Below are 18,472 nucleotides of genomic sequence, written 5' to 3'. Positions count from 1 at the left end.
GTCAGGTGGTCGCGAGCTCCTTTAGCGTGCGGGTCTTGTTCGCCAGCACCTCCGCTGAAATGCGCGCGCCAGCGATCACCAGCGCGCGTCCCTGCACGTAATCGCGAACCGCATTGACCGCGTCGATCGCGATCACCCGGCCCTCGCGCAGATAGACGATCGAGAAGCTGCGCTCCGCCGGCACCCCGCGCACCACCGCCTGGTCGAAGCCCGACGACAGCCCGACCGTCTGTAGCTTCAGGTCGTACTGGTTCGACCAGAACCACGGCACCGCGTCATACGCCGCTTCGCGCCCGATGATCGCGCGTGCGGCGACGGTAGCCTGGTCGGTGGCGTTCTGCACGGATTCGAGACGGATCGTCGCGCCGTCTGCAAAGCGGTTCGCATGCGCGGCGCAGTCGCCGATCGCATAGACATGCGGCAGGGTGGTGCGACAGCAGGCGTCGACCGCAACGCCGTTTCCGGTTGCCGCACCCGCATCGGCCAGCGGCGCAATCGCGGGGACGATGCCGATGCCGACGATCACCATATCGGCGCGCAGCACCTCGCCGCTCGCCAGCCGGACGCCGGTGACGCGGGTCTCGCCCTCGATACATCGCACCGCCGCGCCGAGCAGCACGCGCACGCCATGCGCGCGGTGTTCGCCCTCGTAGAAGCGCGACAGCGGTTCGCCCGCGACCCGCGCCAGCACACGGTCGAGCGCCTCGACCAGCGTCACCGACTTGCCGAATTTGGTCAGTGCCGCCGCCGCCTCCAGCCCGATATAGCCGCCGCCGACGATCACGACGTCGCGGGCGTCGGGCAGCTCCGCGAGCAGCCGGTCGACGTCCGCGCGCGTGCGGACGGCATGGAGGCCCGCCAGATGATGCCCCTCGCAGGTCAGCCGCCGCGGCTCGCCTCCGGTCGCCCAGATCAGGTCGCCATAGCCGATCACCTGCCCGCCGTCGGTGTGGACCGTCATCGCGGTGGGATCGACCGCCACGACGCGCGTGCCGGGCAACATGGTGACCTGTCGCTCTTCCCAGAAAGCGGCGGGGCGGATCAGGATGCGGTCGAACGGCTTGTCGCCGGCCAGATATTCCTTCGACAATGGCGGGCGTTCGTAGGGCAGGTCGGGCTCGGCACCGACGATCGCGATCGTGCCGGCGAACTTCTCCTGTCGCAGCGCGATCGCCGCCGCGGCCCCGGCGTGGCCGCCGCCGACGATCACGACGTCGAAGCGAGTATCGGTCATGGGATCAGCACCACCTTGACGCAATCGCCGCGCTTCTGCGCGTCGATCGCCGCGTTGATCTCGGCCAGCGGGAAGGTCGTGACCAGCCGGTCGAACGGGAAACGCCCGGCGCGATGTGCCGCGATCAGCTCCGGGATGAAGGTCTGCGGATCGCTGTTGCCCTCCATGATCCCGACCACGCGCTGGCCGTAGGTGATCATGCCCGCGATGTTGATCGCGACGGCGTCCTCCGCCTTGGGCGGCACGCCGACCAGCCCGAGCATCCCGCGCGGGGCGAGCGCAGCCAGCGCCGCCTCGATCGCGGCGACCCGCCCGCTGGTATCGAAGGCGAAGTCGACGCCGCCGGGCAGGATCGCGCGGATTGCTGCGGTGACGTCGCCTGCCGCCGGATCGACGACATGCGTCGCGCCGAGGTCGAGCGCGAGTTGTCGGCGCGCGGCGACCGGTTCGACCAGCACGATCGTCGCGCAGTCGCGGATCACTGCGCCCATCACCGCCGCGAGCCCGACCGGCCCGCCGCCGACGATCGCGATCGACGATCCCGCCGGGCACGCCATCGACCGCATTACGCCGCCCGCGCCGGTCTGGAACCCACAGCCCAGCGGGCCGAGGATCTCCAGCGGTGCATCGGGGTCGACGACCTTCACGACGTTGCGCGCCCGCACGACGGTGTACGCGGCGAAGCTCGACTGGCCGAAGAAGTGCGAGGACACCGGCGTGCCGCCAGCCGAGAAGGCCGTCGACCCGTCCTCCAGCCGCCCGCCGGCATAATTGAGTGGCGGGAAGTCGCTGCAATAACTGGGCAGCCCGTCGTCGCACCGCGCGCAATGCCCGCAGCTGGAGAAGCCCAGCACCACGCGGTCGCCCGGCTGCAATCCCGACACCTCCGCGCCGACCGCCTCGATGACCCCGGCGCCCTCATGCCCCAGCACCGCGGGGAGCGGATAGGGGACGAACTGGTCGCGGAACACCAGATCGGTGTGGCACAGCCCGACGCCGACGATGCGGACCAGCACCTCGTCCGCGCGCGGCGCCGCGACGTCGAGCGTCTCGATCGTGAAATCGGCATGCGGCTGACGCGCGACGGCGGCGATGGTCTGCATGAACGGCCCCTATTGGATGGTCTGTCGCCAGCCGCTCGGCGTCTGGCCGGCATATTGGCGGAAGGCACGGGTGAAATGGCTCTGGCTGGTGAAACCGAGCTGGTCGGCGATCGCGGCGATCGACAGGTCGGACGCGCCGAGCAGGTCCTGCGCCCGTTCCAGCCGCGCCTTCATCACATATTGATGCGGCGTGATGCCGGTCGCCTTCTTGAAGACGCGGCAGAAATGCGAGGAGGTGAGGCCGGCGCGCGCGGCGAGCGCCTCCAGCGTGTGCGGCTCTTCCGGCCGCGCGAGGATCTCGTTCATGATCTGGTGCATGCGATAGGCGGAGAAATCGGCGCTGGGGAAGGCGTGATCCCCGCTCGGCGTCGTGCCGCGTAGCGTGTGCGCCTTCAGCGCGTCGAGCAGCGTGCCGATATACGACACGCGCTCCTGCGTCGGGGCGGCATAGAGTTCGCCGAGGATCTGCCGCGTGAGCGCGATGCCGAGCGGATCGGCGAAGGCGAAGCGCATAGCGCGGAATTGATCGACCGCGCTCTGCTGCGTCAGCTCGGCGACCGGCACCGACACGGTCACGACGTCCAGCTCGCCATCGATCCGCCAGCCGGTGCTGACCCCCGCCGGCACGATCGTCGCGCAGCCGGGGATCGAGCGCGACTGGCTCCAGTGATCCGCCTCCCACAAGCGGGTGTCGGGCTTTCCGCCGACATGCACGACGAAGACCGGATCGACCAAAGCGGGCAGTTCGTAGCTGCCGATGAACTGCCGCCAGCGTGCGAATTGCCACGCGCCGATGTTCACGCTGCGGTCGGGCGCGCGGCCCAGCGTCCTGGTGATGATGTTTTCGTTGCTGGGCACCGCCGACACCTCCCTCTCCCTCATGCAGGCCGCAGGATGACGTCGAGGTTCTTCAGGCCGTTGATGAAGTTCGACCGGAACCGTCGCGGCGGCGCTTGCACCTCGAACGACGTAACACGGTCGGCCAGCATGTCGAAGGCGATCCGCAGCTGCATTTCGGCCAGCCGCGAACCGACGCAGACATGCTGGCCCGCGCCGAAGCCGACATGCTGCGCGCCCTTGCGGCGGACGTCGAAACGGTCGGCGTCCGGGAACACGTTTTCGTCGCGATTGGCGGAGATGTACCACAGCACGACCCTGTCGCCCTTCGCGATCTCCTGCCCGCCCACTATCGCGTCGGCCATCGCGGTGCGGCGCATGTGCATGACCGGGCTGGCGTAGCGGACCATTTCGGGCGCGGCGGTCTTCAACACGTCGCGGTCGGTGCGGATCGCCTGCCATTGTTCGGGGTGCGCGGAGAAGGCGGCGACGCTGTGGCTCAGCGAGTTGCGCGTCGTCTCGTTGCCGCCGACCAGCACCAGGATCAGATTACCGATGAAGTCGCGGAACGGCACCGGCACGCCATCGATCTCGGCATTGGCGAGCAGCGAGGCGATGTCAGACGTCGGCTCCGCACGTCGCGCCTCGAACAATTCCTGTCCGAAGGCGAAGAACTCGCCCAGCGTGGTGGCCATCGCCTCCGGGCTCTGGCGGAACTCCGGGTCGTCCTCGCCGACGAAGGCGTTGGTCCAGTCGTACAGCTTCGGCCACAGGTCGATCGACACGCCCAGCAATTCGGCGAGCGTCATCAACGGCAGTGGCGCGGAGAGCAACGGGACGAGGTCGACCGGCTCGCCCAGCGGGATCTCCGCCACCAGCCGCGTGACGCGTTCGCGGATCCGCGTCTCGATATCGCCGAGCCGCGCGGGCGACAGCGCCGGCATCACGAACTTGCGATAGCGGGTGTGTACCGGCGGATCGCGGGAGATGAACGGGATGCCGATCGCCGAGTCGCCGGCGCCGGTCAGCCCGACTTCGTTTTCGTTGAAGATGCGGTGGCCACCATTCTCGTAGGCGGAGGAGAACAGGAGCGGCTGGCGCGATACCTCGACGATATCGGCGTGGCGCATCACCGACCAGAAGCCGGCGCCGTCGGCTTCGGGGTTCCAGTGGACGGGATCGTCGCGGCGCAACTCGGCGAACACGTCCCACGGCACCCCGGCTTCGTAGAGCGCAGGGTCCTTCAGGTCGGGCGTCAGGATCGTGGCCATCAGAACGCCACCCGGATCGAGCCGCCATAGGTCCGCGGCGTGGAGGGGATCAGGAAGTTGTACGGGAAGCCCGCGCCGCGCAGGTCGAGGCCATAGGCATAGACGCGCGCATTCAGCAGGTTGTTGGCAAACGCCTTGAAGGTGAAGCGCCCGGTAGTCAGCGCTGCGGTGAGGTTGACCTTGGCATAGCCTTCCTGCTGCAATTCGCTGTTCCGCTGCCCGGTGCCGGCGGCGTTGATGTCGTTGAACGGCGAGAAATATTGCCGCGAGAAGTATGCGACGCTCGGCGAGATCGTCAGCCCGTCGTTGCCGTTCCTGAACAGCGACAGGTCGAACCCGCCCTGCGCGGTGAAGCGCGGCGCGAACGGCAGGTCGTTGCCGTCGAGCACGGTGTTCTGGAGGGTCAGCGACTTGTAGGTCGAGTGCAGGTAACCCGCCGCGGCGGTGACCGCGATGGCGGGCGACAGTCGCCAGCGTGCCTCGGCTTCGGCGCCGTACACTTGCGCCTTGGGCGCGTTGACCAGGAACGACACCGGGCCGGGGCGCGTGTCCTGCACCTGCTGGTTGCTGTAATCGTAGTAGAAGCCCGCCGCGCTGAGCGTCAGCGCATTGTCGAAGTAACGGCCCTTCAGCCCGACCTCGTACGCGTTCACCCGTTCGGGCGCGATGTAGTTGATGCCCGCCGACGAGGTATAGCCACCGCCGTTGAACGCGCCGGAGCGATAGCCGCGATTGTAGCTGGCATAGAGCAGCGTCCCGTTGTCGAACGTATAGGCCAGCGACACGCGCCCGGTCAGCGCATTGTTGCGTCCGTCGAGATCGAAGCGCGCATTCGGATCGTAGGCGCAGGTGCCCGCGACGCCGGGGCAGGGGACGGTGGTCGCCAGCGGGGTCTGTGGTCCGCCGATATCGCCCGCGAACAGATATGCCTGTCCATCGCGATACTGGCTGCGATCCCACGTATAGCGCGCGCCGAGCGTCAGGGTGAGCTTCTCGGTCAGGTCGTAGTCGCCCTGCGCGAACACCGCGTACGAGCGTCGCACCTGCCGGTAATGCTGGAAGAAGCCGCCGTTCACCCCCGGCCCCAGCGCCTGCCCGATGTTGAAGGTGTTGTCGGTGGTGACGGTGTCGCGACCGTAGAAGACGCCGCCGACCGCCTTCAGCCAGTCGCCGCTGTAGTTCAGCCGTGCTTCCTCGCTGAACTGCCCGAACTTCGACTGCCAGTTGATGTCCAGCACGTCGAGCGGCGAGCCGTCGGCGGCCTGTTGCAGGTTCTGGCGCCCGCCGTCGCCCGAGGTGATCGAGGTCAGCGTCAGCGTCGGCGACAGTTCGTAGGCGATCGTCGCCGACGCGCCATACGCCTGTGTGCGGTTCAGCCCGATGCGGTTTTCGTCGACCTGAAAGAAGCCGAGTCCGGTGCGATACGCCTCGATCCCGTGCACCGCGGCCTGCGTTCCGCGGTCGCGCCCGCCATAGGCCTTGATCTTGATGTCGAGCGGCCCGTCGCCGGGGCGGATGCGCAGCGTCGCGCGGCCCTGCAACGTGTCCTGCGAATTGGGGTCGCGCCCGCCGCGGAAGACGTTGTCGATCTGCCCGTCGCCCTTCGCGTAATTGGCGGCGACGCGCAGCCCGAGCTGATCCTCGACCATCGTCGTCTCGATCGCACCCTGCGCGGTGAAGGTGTTGAAATTGCCGTAGCCGGCCTCGGCATAGCCTTCGTTGCCGTGCAGCGTCGGCGACTTGGTGATGAAGTTGATCGCGCCGCCTGTGGTGTTGCGCCCGAACAACGTCCCCTGTGGGCCGCGCAGCACCTCGACGCGCTCCAGATCGAACAGCCCCATGCCGTGCGCGGTGCGGCTGGCGAGATAGACGTCGTCGACATAGACGCCGATCGGCGATGCCTGATTGGAATTATACTCGTTCGCGACGCTGATCCCGCGGAGCGAAAAGTTCGGCTGCGTCGCGCCATACGGGCTGCTGACCTGAAGGTTCGGTACCGCGGCGGCGAGGTTGGCGGAATTGGTGATGCCCTTGGTCGTGAGCGTGTTGCCGCCGATCGCCGAGATCGCGATCGGCACCGACAGGATCGATTGTTCGCGGCGCTGCGCGGTGACGATGATGTCCCCCTCGGCGCCGGGCTGATCGGGGGCCGGGCTCCGTTCGGTGGCGGCGGGTTCCGCCGTCTGCGCCAGGGCGAGCGCAGGAAATGCACAGGCTGCTCCTGCGAGCAGCGCCGCGGTGATCTTGGCCATGTCAGCCTCTCCTATGGTGGGGAGGCTCTGTGCCGGCCTCTTCCCTGTCATGGGGTGTAGCGCGTCGGGGGCGCGGCTGCTTTGCACGGCCTTGCGCGGCTTTTTGACAAATCCTGCGCGCGGTGAGGGGCGCGCGGCGATTTCTGCTAGTCGAATGGCGACGCGTTCCGCGATGGACGGAGGCGCAGCGCAGGAGAGCGAGATGGGTTTCGACGGTCCGTTCACGATGACGATCGGCGGTCGGGCGGTGGCGGGCGACGCCACGTTCGACGTGGTCAATCCCGCGACCGAGGCGGTGATCGGCGCTGCCCCCGACGCGACCCGCGCGCAACTGGACAACGCGGTCGCCGCCGCGCGTGCTGCGTTTCCCGGCTGGGCCGCAACCCCAATCGCAGAGCGCCGCGCGCTGATCGACCGGCTCGGCGATGCGGTGATGGCGGAGATCGACGGGTTCAAGCGGCTGCTGACCGCCGAGCAGGGCAAGCCGCACGCCGATGCGCAGAACGAGATCGGCGGCGCGGCGCTGTGGCTGAAGGGGGCGGCGACGCTCGACCTGCCCGTCACCGTCAACGAGGATTCCGCGGACCGCTACAGTGAGACGCGACACGTGCCGATCGGCGTGGTCGGGGCGATCGCGCCGTGGAATTTCCCGATAGTGCTGGCGATGTTCAAGGTCGGGCCGGCGTTGCTGGCGGGCAATACGATGGTGCTGAAACCGTCGCCGTTCACCCCGCTGACCACGCTGAAGTTCGGCGAGCTGGCGGCGACGATCCTGCCGCCGGGTGTGTTGAACGTCATCAGCGGTGGCGATGCGCTGGGGCCGTGGCTGACCGAACATCCCGGCATCGACAAGGTCAGCTTCACCGGATCGACCGCCACCGGACGACGCGTGATGCAGAGCGCGTCGGCGACGCTGAAGCGGGTGACGCTGGAACTGGGCGGCAACGACCCCGCGATCGTCCTGCCCGACGCCGATGTCGCGGCGGTGGCGGAGAAACTGTTCTGGGCGGCGTTCGCGAATAACGGCCAGATCTGTATCGCGACGAAGCGGATGTACGTCCACGAGGATATCTACGAGCCGCTGAAGGAGGCGCTGGTCGCCTATGCCGCGACGGTGAAGGTCGGGGATGGATCGGAGCAGGGGACGCGGCTCGGCCCGATCAACAACCGTCCGCAATATGAGCGCGTACTCGACCTGATCCGTGATGCGAAGGAACGCGGCTACACCTTCCTGACCGGCGGGGAGGCGAGCGGGACGCCGGGCTATTTCGTGCCGGTCACGATCATCGACAATCCGCCCGAGGACAGCCGGATCGTGCAGGAGGAACAGTTCGGCCCGGTCCTGCCGCTCCTGAAGTTCCGCGACGTCGAGGATGCGATCGCGCGCGCCAACGCCAGCGATTACGGGCTCGGCGCGTCGGTGTGGGGCAGCGACGAGGATGCCGCCTTCGCGGTGGCGGAGCGGATCGCCAGCGGTACCGTCTGGGTCAACGAGACGCAGCATTTGACCCCGCTCGCGGCGTTCGGTGGCGTCAAGCAATCGGGCGTCGGGGTCGAGGGCGGTGTCGAGGGGCTGCTGGAATATACGAACGTGAAGACGCTGGTTCGCCGACGCCAGTGAGGTGGCTCGACGTACGGTTTTCCGTCCGTCGACGTCGACACGCCCGCCTGATCTAATCGCCCCGCTTCAAGGAGGGTGCGACGATGCGGTTCGGCGGCAAGGTGGTGATCGTGACCGGCGGTGGGTCGGGGATCGGAGAGGCGACCGTCCGGCGGTTCGCGGGTGAAGGCGCCTCGGTGGTAGTCGGCGATGTGCGCGCCGAGGCGATGACCCGCGTGCTGGGCGAGCTAGGCGACGATCGTCATCTCGGCGTGGTGGTCGATGTGATCGACCCCGCCGCGATCGAGCGGATGATCGAACAGGCGGTCGCGCGGTTTGGGCGGATCGATACGCTGGTCAACAATGCCGGCATGGGATCGTTCGGGCGCGTGACCGAGATCGACATGGCGCATTGGGACGAGGTGATGCGCGTCGACGTCGCCTCGGTCTTCTGGGCCAGCCGACAGGCGATCCCGCATCTGGCGCGTACCGGCGGGTCGATCGTCAACGTCGCCTCCGCCTCTGGCATGGCCGCCGATTACGGGTTCGCGGCGTATAATGCGGCGAAGGCGGCGGTGCTGAACCTGACGCGTGCGATGGCGATCGACCATGCGCCGCAGGTGCGCGTCAATGCGGTCAGTCCGGGCTTGACCGCGACCCCGCTCGCCACCGGGCTGACCGGCAACCCGGCGGTGATGGCGGCGTATGACGGCGTGTTGCCGATGGGGCGGCCGGCGGCGCCCGCGGAGATCGCGGCGACGATCGCCTTCCTCGCCTCCGACGACGCCGCTTATGTGAACGGCCATAATCTGGTCGTCGACGGCGGGATGACCGCACACACCGGGCAGCCGAACTTTACGCGGCTGCTGGGCGAAGCGAGCCATCTGGCGGGCGCGGAGAGCGCCGTTCGCCGTTAATGCAGCCGCGCCGTATCGGTGCCGACCATCGCCGCGACCAGTGCCGCGCGGTTGTGGATCGACAATTTGGCGTAGATCCGGCGCAGGTGGTTTTCGACCGTATGTTCGGCCAGCCCGACCAGATAGGCGATCTCCTTGTTCTGTTTGCCCTGGCAGACGAGGGTCGCGATCTCCGCCTCGCGCGGGGACAGGCGGCCGAGTACCGCAGGCGCGGCGTCGGTGCGGTCGAAGTAACCGGCGCGCAGGCTGTTGAGGCCGTTGGCGTGACGCAGGACGTCGCGCAACATGAAGCTGCCGACCATGTCCTGCAGGCGGCGGGTCAGTGCGTCGAGCCGCGCCGCCGCGCCGCCATCAGGCGGCATCGCGGAGCGCCGGTAGTGATAGCCGATCGTGGCGTAGAGCCCGGACAGCAGCCGCCGCGTCGAGGCGCCGACGACATGGATGTCGTGTTCGTACATGAAGTGCCAGTAACGCGCCGGCGTCGCGCCCGACCGTAAACGGTCATCCTGTGCGAGCAGCACGCCGTCATAATCGGCGAGATCGTCGCGTTCCTTGATGGTCGGGTGCGTGAAGGGATCGTCGTGGAAGATCGTGTGCCGTTCGTAACGGTCCTTCGTCTCCGCGGAGATGTTGTGGTGGAACAGGTGCGACAGGCGCGGGGCGCCGCCGGTGCGGTCGCACAGGAAGATCGACGCGCTGTGCAGGCCGCAGCTGTCGATGATGTGGCGGGCGAAATCGCGCACGTCGCCCGGCAAGGTCGCTTCCATCGCACTCTCCTTCGCATCGCCCGTTCTGGCCGGGTCGATGGCTAGCGTCGCAGCCTAGCGCGATTGTCGGCACGCGGCCAGCGTCACCGTGCGGCGCCGTTGACGGATTCCCGTCAATGGCTCGTGCCGCCGCGACTTACGGATATCCGTCCGTGCCCGCCCGGCGCCCACTCCGATAGCATCGCGACCAGAAACGAACGGGAAGAGGATCGACGATGGCGGAGGCGGATCATATCCACGCGGCGACGGACGGCGGCACGGCGGTGGCCCGCGCCATGTCGGCGGCGGGCGTGACGACGATCTTCGCGCTGCATGGCGGGCATCTGGACGCGGCGTTCAAGGGGTTCCTCGACGAAGGCATCACGCTGGTCGATACGCGGCACGAGGCGTGCGCGGGCCATGCCGCGGAGGGCTGGGCTCGCGTTACCGGCGGGCTGGGCGTATGCATGATCACCGCCGGGCCGGGCTTCACCAATGCGCTGACGTCAATGGCGAACGCGCGGCTGGACGGGGTGCCGGTGCTGTTCATGGCGGGCGCGCCGCCGCTGCGCGAGGAGGCGCTCAACGTCCTTCAAGGCGGGATCGACCAGATCGCGATGGCGCGCCCGGTCGTGAAGCACGCCGTCCGCATCACCGACCCCGATCGTATCGCGGACCAGATCGCCAACGCGATCACGATCGCGCTGGGCGGGCGTCCCGGCCCGGTGTTCGTCGAGTTGCCGATCGATGTACTGGCTCGCCCGGCGCGGCTGCCCGCGGTGCTGCCGCGCCCGGTCACCGCGGCACCGACCGCGCCGTTGCCTGCACAGGTCAAGCAGGTCGTGCAGCTGCTGGAGCAGGCAAAGCGCCCGGTCGCGATCCTCGGATCGCTGGCGCGGTATCAGGCGACGCCGGCGCAGGCCGCGGCGTTCCTCGACACGCTCGGCATCCCGGTGGTGCAGTCGAGCCGCGCGCTCGGCCTCGTCGATCCGGCGCATCCCGGCTACGCGCACGATCCGGGCGCGATCGCCGCCGCGACGGCGGGCGGCGAGGCGCCCGACCTGATCCTGATGCTCGGTTCGCGTTTCGGGCTGTTCCTCGCCGGACGCACGCGCGCCTTCTTCCCGGACGATGCGACGATCGTGCAGGTCCATGCCGATGCCGCGGAATTCGGCCTGATCCACGCCCCCGCGCTGGCGACGACCGCGCATGTCGGGCCGTTCATGGATGCGGTGGCGGCGGCGTGGGACCGGTCCGCGGACCGCTTCCACGACTGGCGCGACACGATGCGCCGCGCGTCGCAGGCGATCGGCGGCGAGTTCAGCGAGGAGACGCGCTCGGGCAAGCTCAACCCCTATTTCGCGGCGCGCGCCGCGGTGGATGGCGCGCCCGCCGACACCAGCTTCGTGCTGGAGGGCGGCGAGGCCGGGTTGTGGGCGGGGTATCATGCGCGCGTCGCGCATCCCGGCGGGGTGTTGACGTTCGGGCAACTCGGCGCGCTCGGCACCGGCTTCGGTTTCGCGCTGGGTGCGGCCTACGCGCGGCCGGGCAAGCCGGTGGTGCAGATTACCGGCGACGGCGCGGTCGGTTTCCACTTGCAGGAATTCGAGACGATGGTGCGGCAGCGGTTGCCGATCGTCACCGTGGTGCTCAACAACAGCTGCTGGGGGCAGTCGATCCACGGGCAGCAGATCCTGTACGGCGAGAATTACAGCTGCATCTCGGTGCTGGGCGACATCAAGTATCACGAGATCGCACAGGGGTTCGGCTGTTACGGCGAGCGGGTGACGACGCTGGACGAGATCGGGCCGGCGATCGCGCGCGCGTTCGCCTCCGGCAAGCCGGGCTGCATCGACGTCACGGTCGACGCCGACCTCGTGCTGCCGATGACTGCCGCGATGCTGGGCGAGGCCGCGCCGGGCGAGGTGATGGTGCCCTATTACGAGAACTTCAAACTGTGAGGGCGGCGGTCCTGCATGGCGGGCGGATCACGCTGGAGGACGTCGCCGAACCGGTGCCTGCGCCCGGCCTGGTGCTTGCCGCGCCGCTGGCGTGCGGGGTGTGCGGGAGCGACCTGCACGCGCGCGATCACGCACCGCATTTGTGCGACCTGCTCCACCGTGCCGGCTTCCGCGGCTTCATGGACCCGGCGCAGCCGGTGGTGATGGGGCATGAATTCTGCGCCGAACTGCTCGAACCCGCAGCGGGGCTGCCGCGCGGGGCGCGGGTCGTGTCGCAGCCGTTTCTGGTCGATGCGCAGGGTGTCGCGCTGATCGGTTTCTCCAACCGCTACAATGGTGCGTTCGCGGAGCGGATGGTGTTGCAGGAGGATGCGCTGCTCGGCGTTCCCGACCACGTTCCGACGGATATCGCGGCGCTGACCGAGCCGCTGGCGGTCGCGGTCCATGCCGTGGCGGAGGCGGGCGTCGACGAACGGTGCGTGTTCGCGGTGCATGGCTGCGGCCCGGTCGGGCTGTTCGTGATCGCGCGGTTGCGGGCGCTGGGGCTGGGGCCGGTGCTGGCGGTCGATCTGGTCGCGTCGCGGCGCGCGATGGCGGAGCGGATGGGCGCGGACGCGGTGCTGTCGCCCGATGGCGATGCGGTGACGCGCTGGTGGGCGGCGCAGGGCCTCCACGCCGGATTGTCGGACAGCGTGGCGCGCGGCACGGGCGGGCGGCGCGCGGTGATCTTCGAGTGCGTCGGCAGGCCGGGAATGCTCGCCGCGCTGGCGGAAGGCGCGCCGATCGGCGCGACGATCGCAGTGGCGGGCGTGTGCATGCAGAGCGACGCCATCGAGCCGGCACTGCTGATCCAGAAGTCGATCCAGTTACGGTTCGTCTTTGCCTATTCCGCCGACGAGTTCCGCGCGGCGTTCGACATGATCGTCGCCGATCCCGCCGCGCTGGCGCCGATGGTGACCGGCGCGGTGACGATCGCCGCGGTCGATACCGCCTTCGCCGCGCTGACCGCGGGTGGCGAACAGATCAAGATGATGGTCCGCCCGGCCTGAGCCGGCGACCGCGAGGAGAGAGAGATGCGCGAAGCGTTGCAATTCTACATCGATGGCCGCTGGGTAGCGCCGCATGGGTCGACGGTGATCGACGTGATCGACCCCGCCGACGCCGGGGTGGCGGGGCGCGTCGCGATCGGTGATGCCGCCGACGTCGACGTGGCGGTCGCCGCCGCGCGGCGCGCGTTCGATGGCTTCTCGCGCACCAGCGTCACGGAGCGCGCCGAGCTGCTCGATGCGATCATCGCGGCCTATCAGAAGCGCGCGGGCGATTTCGCCGATGCGGTGACCGCGGAGATGGGCGCGCCCGCGTGGCTGGCGAGTGCGGCGCAGGTGCCGATCGGGCTGGCGCATCTTCAGGTCGCGCGGCAGCTGCTCGATGATTATGCTTTCTCCGAGCAGCGCGGTGCGACGCTGCTGGTCAAGGAACCGGTCGGCGTTTGCGGGTTCATCACGCCGTGGAACTGGCCGCTGAACCAGATCGCGTGCAAGGTCGCGCCGGCGCTGGCGGTCGGGTGCACGATGGTGCTGAAGCCATCGGAGGTCGCGCCGTTCACCGGGCATATCTTTGCCGAGGTGCTGGCGGAGGCAGGGGTGCCCGCCGGGGTCTTCAACCTCGTCCATGGCGACGGGCCGGGAGTCGGAGCGGCGCTGTCGTCGCATCCCGAGGTCGACATGGTGTCCTTCACCGGCTCGACCCGCGCCGGGGTGGAGGTGGCGCGCGCCGCCGCGCCGACCGTCAAGCGCGTGCATCAGGAGCTGGGCGGCAAGTCCGCCAATATCGTACTGCCCTCCGCCGATCTGGAACAGGCGGTGACCGGCGGGGTCGGTGCGATGATGGTCAATTCCGGCCAGTCGTGCAACGCGCCGTCGCGGATGCTGGTCCCAGCCGCCGCGATGCCGCGCGCGAAGGAGATCGCGGCGGAAGCGGCGGCGACGCACAACGTCGGCGCGCCGTCCAGCAATGCGCAGCTCGGCCCGGTGGTCAGCGGCGTGCAATGGGACAAGATCCAGCGGCTGATCCAGGCGGGCATCGACGAGGGCGCAACATTGGTGGCGGGCGGCCCCGGCCGGCCCGAGGGGCTGGAGCAGGGCTTCTACGTCCGCCCGACCGTGTTCGCCGACGTCACCAACGACATGGAGATCGCCCGCGAGGAAATCTTCGGACCGGTGCTGACGATCCTCGGCTATGACGATGTGGAACAGGCGATCGGGATCGCCAACGACACGCCCTACGGCCTGGCGGCCTATGTGCAGGGGGAGCAGCAGGAGGCGCAGGCGGTCGCGGCGCAGCTGCGCGCGGGGCAGGTGTATCTCAACTATCCCGAGCTGGACATGACCGCGCCGTTCGGCGGCTACAAGCAATCGGGCAACGGCCGCGAATGGGGCGCGCATGCCTTTGGCGAGTTCCTGGAGGTGAAGGCGGTGATGGGCGTCGCGGCTGCGGATCGCTGAGATGACGGCGACGCTGCCCGGCCTGCTGGCGGCGGCGGTCGCCGTCGATCCGCAGGCGCCCGCGATCCTGTACCGCGACGAACGGCTGTCGTTTGCCGATCTCGACCGGCGCAGCGCCGCCTTCGCGGGTGCGCTGCAACGGGCGGGGGTGGGGGCGGGCGAGCGGATGTTCCTGTGCCTGCAGAACGTGCCCGAGTTCGTCGTCGCGCTGCTCGGCGCGGCGCGGGCGGGGGTGGTGACGGTGCCGCTTAACCCGATGTATCGGCGACCGGAGATCGAGAAGCTCGCCGCCGATTGCAACCCGCGCGCGATCGTCGCGGAGGTCGATCATGCGCGCGACGTGCTGGGCGATGCGCTGCCGGGGTTGCATCGCTTCACCGTCGGCGAGGGCGGGACGTTTCCCGCTGATGGCGAGGCGGGGGCGGATGTGCCGGCCGATCCGCTGATGCTGGTCTATACCTCCGGCACGACCGGGCGACCGAAGGGGGCGGTGATAGACCACGGCCACCTGCTTGCGGGGGCGTCCTTCTACCGCGAGGCCGCAGCGCTGCGCCCCGGTGAGCCAATCCTTGCCGCGGCGCCGCTGTTCCATGTCACCGGCCTCAGCGGCCATATCGGTGCAGCGCTCGCCGCGCGTGCGCCGCTGATCCTGTGCTACCGCTTTCAGCCCGAGAATGTGCTCGACGCGATCGAGCGGCATCGCCCGGTCTTCACCGTCGCGGCGATCACTGCGCTGGCCGCGCTGATCGACTCGCCCGCGTTCGCGCCGGCGCGGGCGGCGAGTTTGCGGACGATCTTCTCCGGTGGTGCGCCGGTCGCGCCCGCGCTGCGTGAGCGTGTTCGGGCGGCGACCGGGGTGATGCTGCGCAACGTCTATGGCCTGACCGAGACGGTCGCGCCGGTGGTCGCCGCGCCGGCCGATCCGCCGGCGCCGGTCGATCGCGCGACCGGGGCGCTGTCGGTGGGCAAGGCGGTGGCGGGGGTGACACTGCGGGTGGTCGACGACGCCGGCGATGACGCGGCACCGGGCGAGGCGGGCGAGATCGTCGTGGCGGGGCCGAGCGTCGTCTCCCGATATTGGCGCGCGCCCGAAGCGACAGCCGAGGCGATGCGGCCCGACGGCTTCCGTACCGGCGATGTCGGGGTGCTGACGGACGGCTGGCTGTTCCTCGTCGATCGCAAGAAGGACATGATCGTCGCGTCGGGCTTCAAGGTGTGGCCGCGCGAGGTGGAGGATGTGCTGTACGCGCATCCGGCGATCCGCGAGGCGGCGGTCGTCGGCGTGCCCGATCCCTATCGCGGCGAGACGGTGAAGGCGGTGGTCAGCCTGCGCCCCGGCATGTCGCTGAACGAGGGCGAACTGGTCGCCTTCTGTCGCGAGCGGCTGGCGGCGTACAAGGTGCCGCGGCTGGTGGCATTCGTGGCGGCGCTGCCCAAGACCGCCACGGGCAAGATCCTGCGCCGCGAGCTGCGCGACTGACGCGGGCCACGACGCGGTTACGGATATCCGCTTATCGACGCCAACCGGGCCGCCCCATAGCCTCACCCCATCAGAGCCGAACGATCGGCCATATGCAGGAGAGGGCGGTATGATGTCGCGTTATTATCTGGGTGCGGCGGCGCTGGCGATACTGGCGCACGGCGGACACGCGCAGGCGCAGGTCGCCGCCACCACCGACACGCCCCCCGCCGACGCGGCGACTGGGCAGGCGCCCGACGACAGGGCCACGCAACAGGCCGGCGACATCATCGTCACCGCGCAACGTCGTTCGGAATCGCTGCTGAAGGTGCCGGTGGCGGTCACCGCGATCTCGCAGGACGATCTCGCCCGGCGCGGCATCGCCAACACCGCGCAGCTGACCGGCACCGTCCCGTCGCTTCAGGTCAACAGCCCGTATGGCGACTCGCAACCGAACTTCACGATCCGCGGGATCGGCGTCGCCAACGAACACAATCCCAATCAGGCTTCGCCGGTCGGCGTCTATTTCGACGACGCCTATATCGCGGCGCGCGCGGCGCACGGGCTGCAACTCTACGATCTTCAGCGGATCGAGGTGCTGCGCGGGCCGCAGGGGACGCTTTACGGGCGCAACACCACCGGCGGCGCGATCAACTTCATCTCGCGGCGTCCCGACCTCGAAGGATCGAGCGGCAATATTCAGGTCGGCTACGCCAATTACGACACCTTCACCGCGCAAGGGGCGGTGGAGACGACGCTGGCGAAGGACGTCGCCGGCCTGCGCCTGTCGTTCAACTATGCGAAGGGCGACGGCTATATCCGTAACATCGCGAGCGGTCAGCCCGACCTCAATTCGACGGACACGCTTGCGGGCCGCGCGATCCTGCGCGTGAAGCCGACCGAGCGGCTCGATATCGTCATCAAGGGCACTTACGGACGCACCAACCCGACGCAGGCGGCGGTGTTCAACCGCGGTACCGGGGCGGACGGGTTCAACCCGGTGCTGAACACCAGCCGCGCGGAGAAGGAGCTCGGCTTCTTCGAGGTCGACAGCCAGCGTGTAGGCCGCAGCTATATCAAGGCCTATGGCACCGAGGCGCTGATCAAATACACGCTGTCGGATGCGGTCGAGCTGACCTCGCTGACGTCATACGACCATCTGACGCAGAAGTTCACGCAGGAGGGCACCGGGCTGGAATCCCCGACGTTCCGCCAGCCGCTGGACACGCTGTACGGCAACGTCTTCGACATGTTCAATCAGGAGCTCCGCGTCGCCTATTCCAACGACCGCACGAACGTGCAGGCGGGGGTTTACTACGGTTACGACAAGGACGCGTCGGACAGCTATTACTGGTTGCTCGACGGTGCCGCGATGATCCGTCAGCGCTACGACCAGATCCGGCGGTCCTTTGCGGCGTTCGCGCAAGGCGACCAGAAGTTCGGCTCGCATGTGTCGGTGACGTTGGGGCTGCGCTACACCAAGGATCAGGGGCGGTATCAGGATTATGCGGCCTATGCGGTGCCGCAGCGCGCCTTTACCGGGACGCGCGACACCAGCGTGTTCGCGCCCGCGAGTGGCACGTTCTTCCTCGGCGGCTATGATACGGGGAGCGCGCGGATCACGTCGGGACCGACGCTGAAGCTGGACAGCGACGCGCTGACCGGGCGTGCGGCGATCAACTATAGCTTCGATAGCGGCCAGATCCTCTATGCCAGCTACAGCCGCGGTTACCGTGCGGCGGCGTTCTGCGGGCAGTGCTTCACCGGGCCGATCAACACGACCAAGCCGGAGCAGGTCGACGCGTACGAGATCGGCGCGAAGGGTCGGACGCTGAACGATCTGCTGTCGCTGTCCGTGTCCGCGTTCCTGATGAAATACCGCAACCAGCAGATCAACGAGCAGATCGGCGCGGAGACGATCCTGCGCAACGTCGACAAGAGCAAGATGCAGGGCGTCGAGATCGAGGCGAACCTGGCGCCGAGCAGCGACCTGCGGATCAATGCCTCCGCCTCGTTCCTCGACGCGCGTTATCAGGAACTGCGGCTGTCGGCGGGCGACCTGACGGGACGGCGGCTGCCGTATGCGCCCCGCTTCTCCGCAACCGGATCGGTCGACTGGACGCTGGCGCGCACGGGGGCGGGCCGGTTCCTGTTCACGCCGTCGTTTGTCTACACCGGGCTGGTATATTTTACGCCCTACAACCGCGTAGCCGGCAACGGGAACCTGCGGCAGGACGCCAATACGAAAGTCAACGCGCAGCTCAGCTACGAAACGGAGCGCTACACGGTGCGTGGCTGGGTGACGAACCTGACCAACGCGAAGACATTCGCCGACGGCCTCGACCTGCGCGCCTCGTTCGGCTTCGACTATCTGATCCAGAGCGCACCACGCACCTATGGAGCAAGTGTCGCCTTTCGTTTCTGAGGGGCGGCCACGACAGACGCCACGTCCCTCGATTTCGCGACAGCCGATGATGTCGGGCGAAACATCAAAGCTCGAGGCACCGTCAAACCACTGTACCTTATACACAACTTCCGATGCCGACGAAGAGGAAAGAGTAAACACACGGTGCGATCGACAACATGAA

At 68.5% G+C, this 18,472-nt stretch carries 13 protein-coding genes; 7 read left to right on the top strand and 6 right to left on the bottom strand.

Annotation, left to right across the window (positions count from 1 at the left end; genetic code table 11):
- Nucleotide 1: 1 nt before the first annotated feature.
- From NS334_RS12835 to NS334_RS12815, 5 genes are read right to left on the bottom strand one after another with little or no spacing between them, the layout of a single operon-like run.
- Nucleotides 2–1,234 (bottom strand): NAD(P)/FAD-dependent oxidoreductase, encoded by a 1,233-nt coding sequence (locus tag NS334_RS12835; protein ID WP_058756354.1) that lies wholly within the window; start codon nt 1,232–1,234, stop codon nt 2–4.
- On the bottom strand, nt 1,231–2,337 hold the full coding sequence (locus tag NS334_RS12830) for an NAD(P)-dependent alcohol dehydrogenase (protein ID WP_058756353.1): 1,107 nt from the start codon (nt 2,335–2,337) through the stop codon (nt 1,231–1,233). The genes NS334_RS12835 and NS334_RS12830 overlap by 4 nt, the downstream gene beginning before the upstream one ends.
- Before the next feature lie 9 nt (nt 2,338–2,346).
- Nucleotides 2,347–3,195 (bottom strand): helix-turn-helix domain-containing protein, encoded by an 849-nt coding sequence (locus NS334_RS12825; protein ID WP_083500466.1) that lies wholly within the window; start codon nt 3,193–3,195, stop codon nt 2,347–2,349.
- A 20-nt stretch (nt 3,196–3,215) separates the two neighbouring features.
- Nucleotides 3,216–4,445 carry a cytochrome P450 gene (locus NS334_RS12820; protein WP_058756351.1) on the bottom strand — a complete coding sequence of 410 codons (1,230 nt, stop codon included), beginning with the start codon at nt 4,443–4,445 and terminating at the stop codon, nt 3,216–3,218.
- Nucleotides 4,445–6,697 carry a TonB-dependent receptor gene (locus tag NS334_RS12815; protein ID WP_058756350.1) on the bottom strand — a complete coding sequence of 751 codons (2,253 nt, stop codon included), beginning with the start codon at nt 6,695–6,697 and terminating at the stop codon, nt 4,445–4,447. Before NS334_RS12815 ends, NS334_RS12820 begins: the two co-directional genes overlap by 1 nt.
- A 202-nt stretch (nt 6,698–6,899) precedes the next feature.
- Here NS334_RS12815 and NS334_RS12810 point away from each other — a divergent pair, with 202 nt between their 5' ends.
- Both NS334_RS12810 and NS334_RS12805 read left to right on the top strand, forming a co-directional pair.
- Nucleotides 6,900–8,318: an aldehyde dehydrogenase family protein gene (locus NS334_RS12810; RefSeq protein ID WP_058756367.1), complete on the top strand. Its 1,419-nt coding sequence runs from the start codon at nt 6,900–6,902 to the stop codon at nt 8,316–8,318.
- Nucleotides 8,319–8,401: 83 nt separating this feature from the next.
- The gene (locus tag NS334_RS12805; protein ID WP_058756349.1) at nt 8,402–9,214 is read left to right on the top strand and encodes an SDR family NAD(P)-dependent oxidoreductase; all 813 of its coding nucleotides are present in this window, start codon (nt 8,402–8,404) and stop codon (nt 9,212–9,214) included.
- Here the strand turns inward: NS334_RS12805 and NS334_RS12800 are convergent.
- Nucleotides 9,211–9,981 carry a helix-turn-helix transcriptional regulator gene (locus NS334_RS12800; protein ID WP_058756348.1) on the bottom strand — a complete coding sequence of 257 codons (771 nt, stop codon included), beginning with the start codon at nt 9,979–9,981 and terminating at the stop codon, nt 9,211–9,213. The genes NS334_RS12805 and NS334_RS12800 overlap by 4 nt on opposite strands.
- A 215-nt stretch (nt 9,982–10,196) precedes the next feature.
- Here NS334_RS12800 and NS334_RS12795 point away from each other — a divergent pair, with 215 nt between their 5' ends.
- The 5 genes from NS334_RS12795 to NS334_RS12775 all read left to right on the top strand — a co-directional run bounded on the left by NS334_RS12795 (nt 10,197) and on the right by NS334_RS12775 (nt 18,309).
- Nucleotides 10,197–11,921, top strand: a complete 1,725-nt coding sequence (locus tag NS334_RS12795; protein ID WP_058756347.1) for a thiamine pyrophosphate-binding protein — start codon at nt 10,197–10,199, stop codon at nt 11,919–11,921.
- A complete protein-coding gene (locus NS334_RS12790; RefSeq protein ID WP_058756346.1) occupies nt 11,918–12,970 on the top strand; it encodes a zinc-binding dehydrogenase in 1,053 nt (350 codons plus the stop codon). The genes NS334_RS12795 and NS334_RS12790 overlap by 4 nt, the downstream gene beginning before the upstream one ends.
- Before the next feature lie 24 nt (nt 12,971–12,994).
- Nucleotides 12,995–14,425, top strand: a complete 1,431-nt coding sequence (locus tag NS334_RS12785; RefSeq protein ID WP_058756345.1) for an aldehyde dehydrogenase family protein — start codon at nt 12,995–12,997, stop codon at nt 14,423–14,425.
- A gap of 1 nt (nt 14,426) precedes the next feature.
- A complete protein-coding gene (locus NS334_RS12780; RefSeq protein WP_058756344.1) occupies nt 14,427–15,905 on the top strand; it encodes a class I adenylate-forming enzyme family protein in 1,479 nt (492 codons plus the stop codon).
- A gap of 109 nt (nt 15,906–16,014) precedes the next feature.
- Nucleotides 16,015–18,309 carry a TonB-dependent receptor gene (locus NS334_RS12775; protein WP_058756343.1) on the top strand — a complete coding sequence of 765 codons (2,295 nt, stop codon included), beginning with the start codon at nt 16,015–16,017 and terminating at the stop codon, nt 18,307–18,309.
- Nucleotides 18,310–18,472: the final 163 nt, after the last annotated feature.

It is taken from the genome of Sphingomonas endophytica (genome assembly GCF_001476895.1).
GTDB classification, from domain to species: Bacteria; Pseudomonadota; Alphaproteobacteria; order Sphingomonadales; family Sphingomonadaceae; genus Sphingomonas; species Sphingomonas endophytica_A.
The sequence above is the reverse complement of the archived record's forward strand: the minus strand, read 5'-3'. Positions and strand labels throughout refer to the sequence as shown.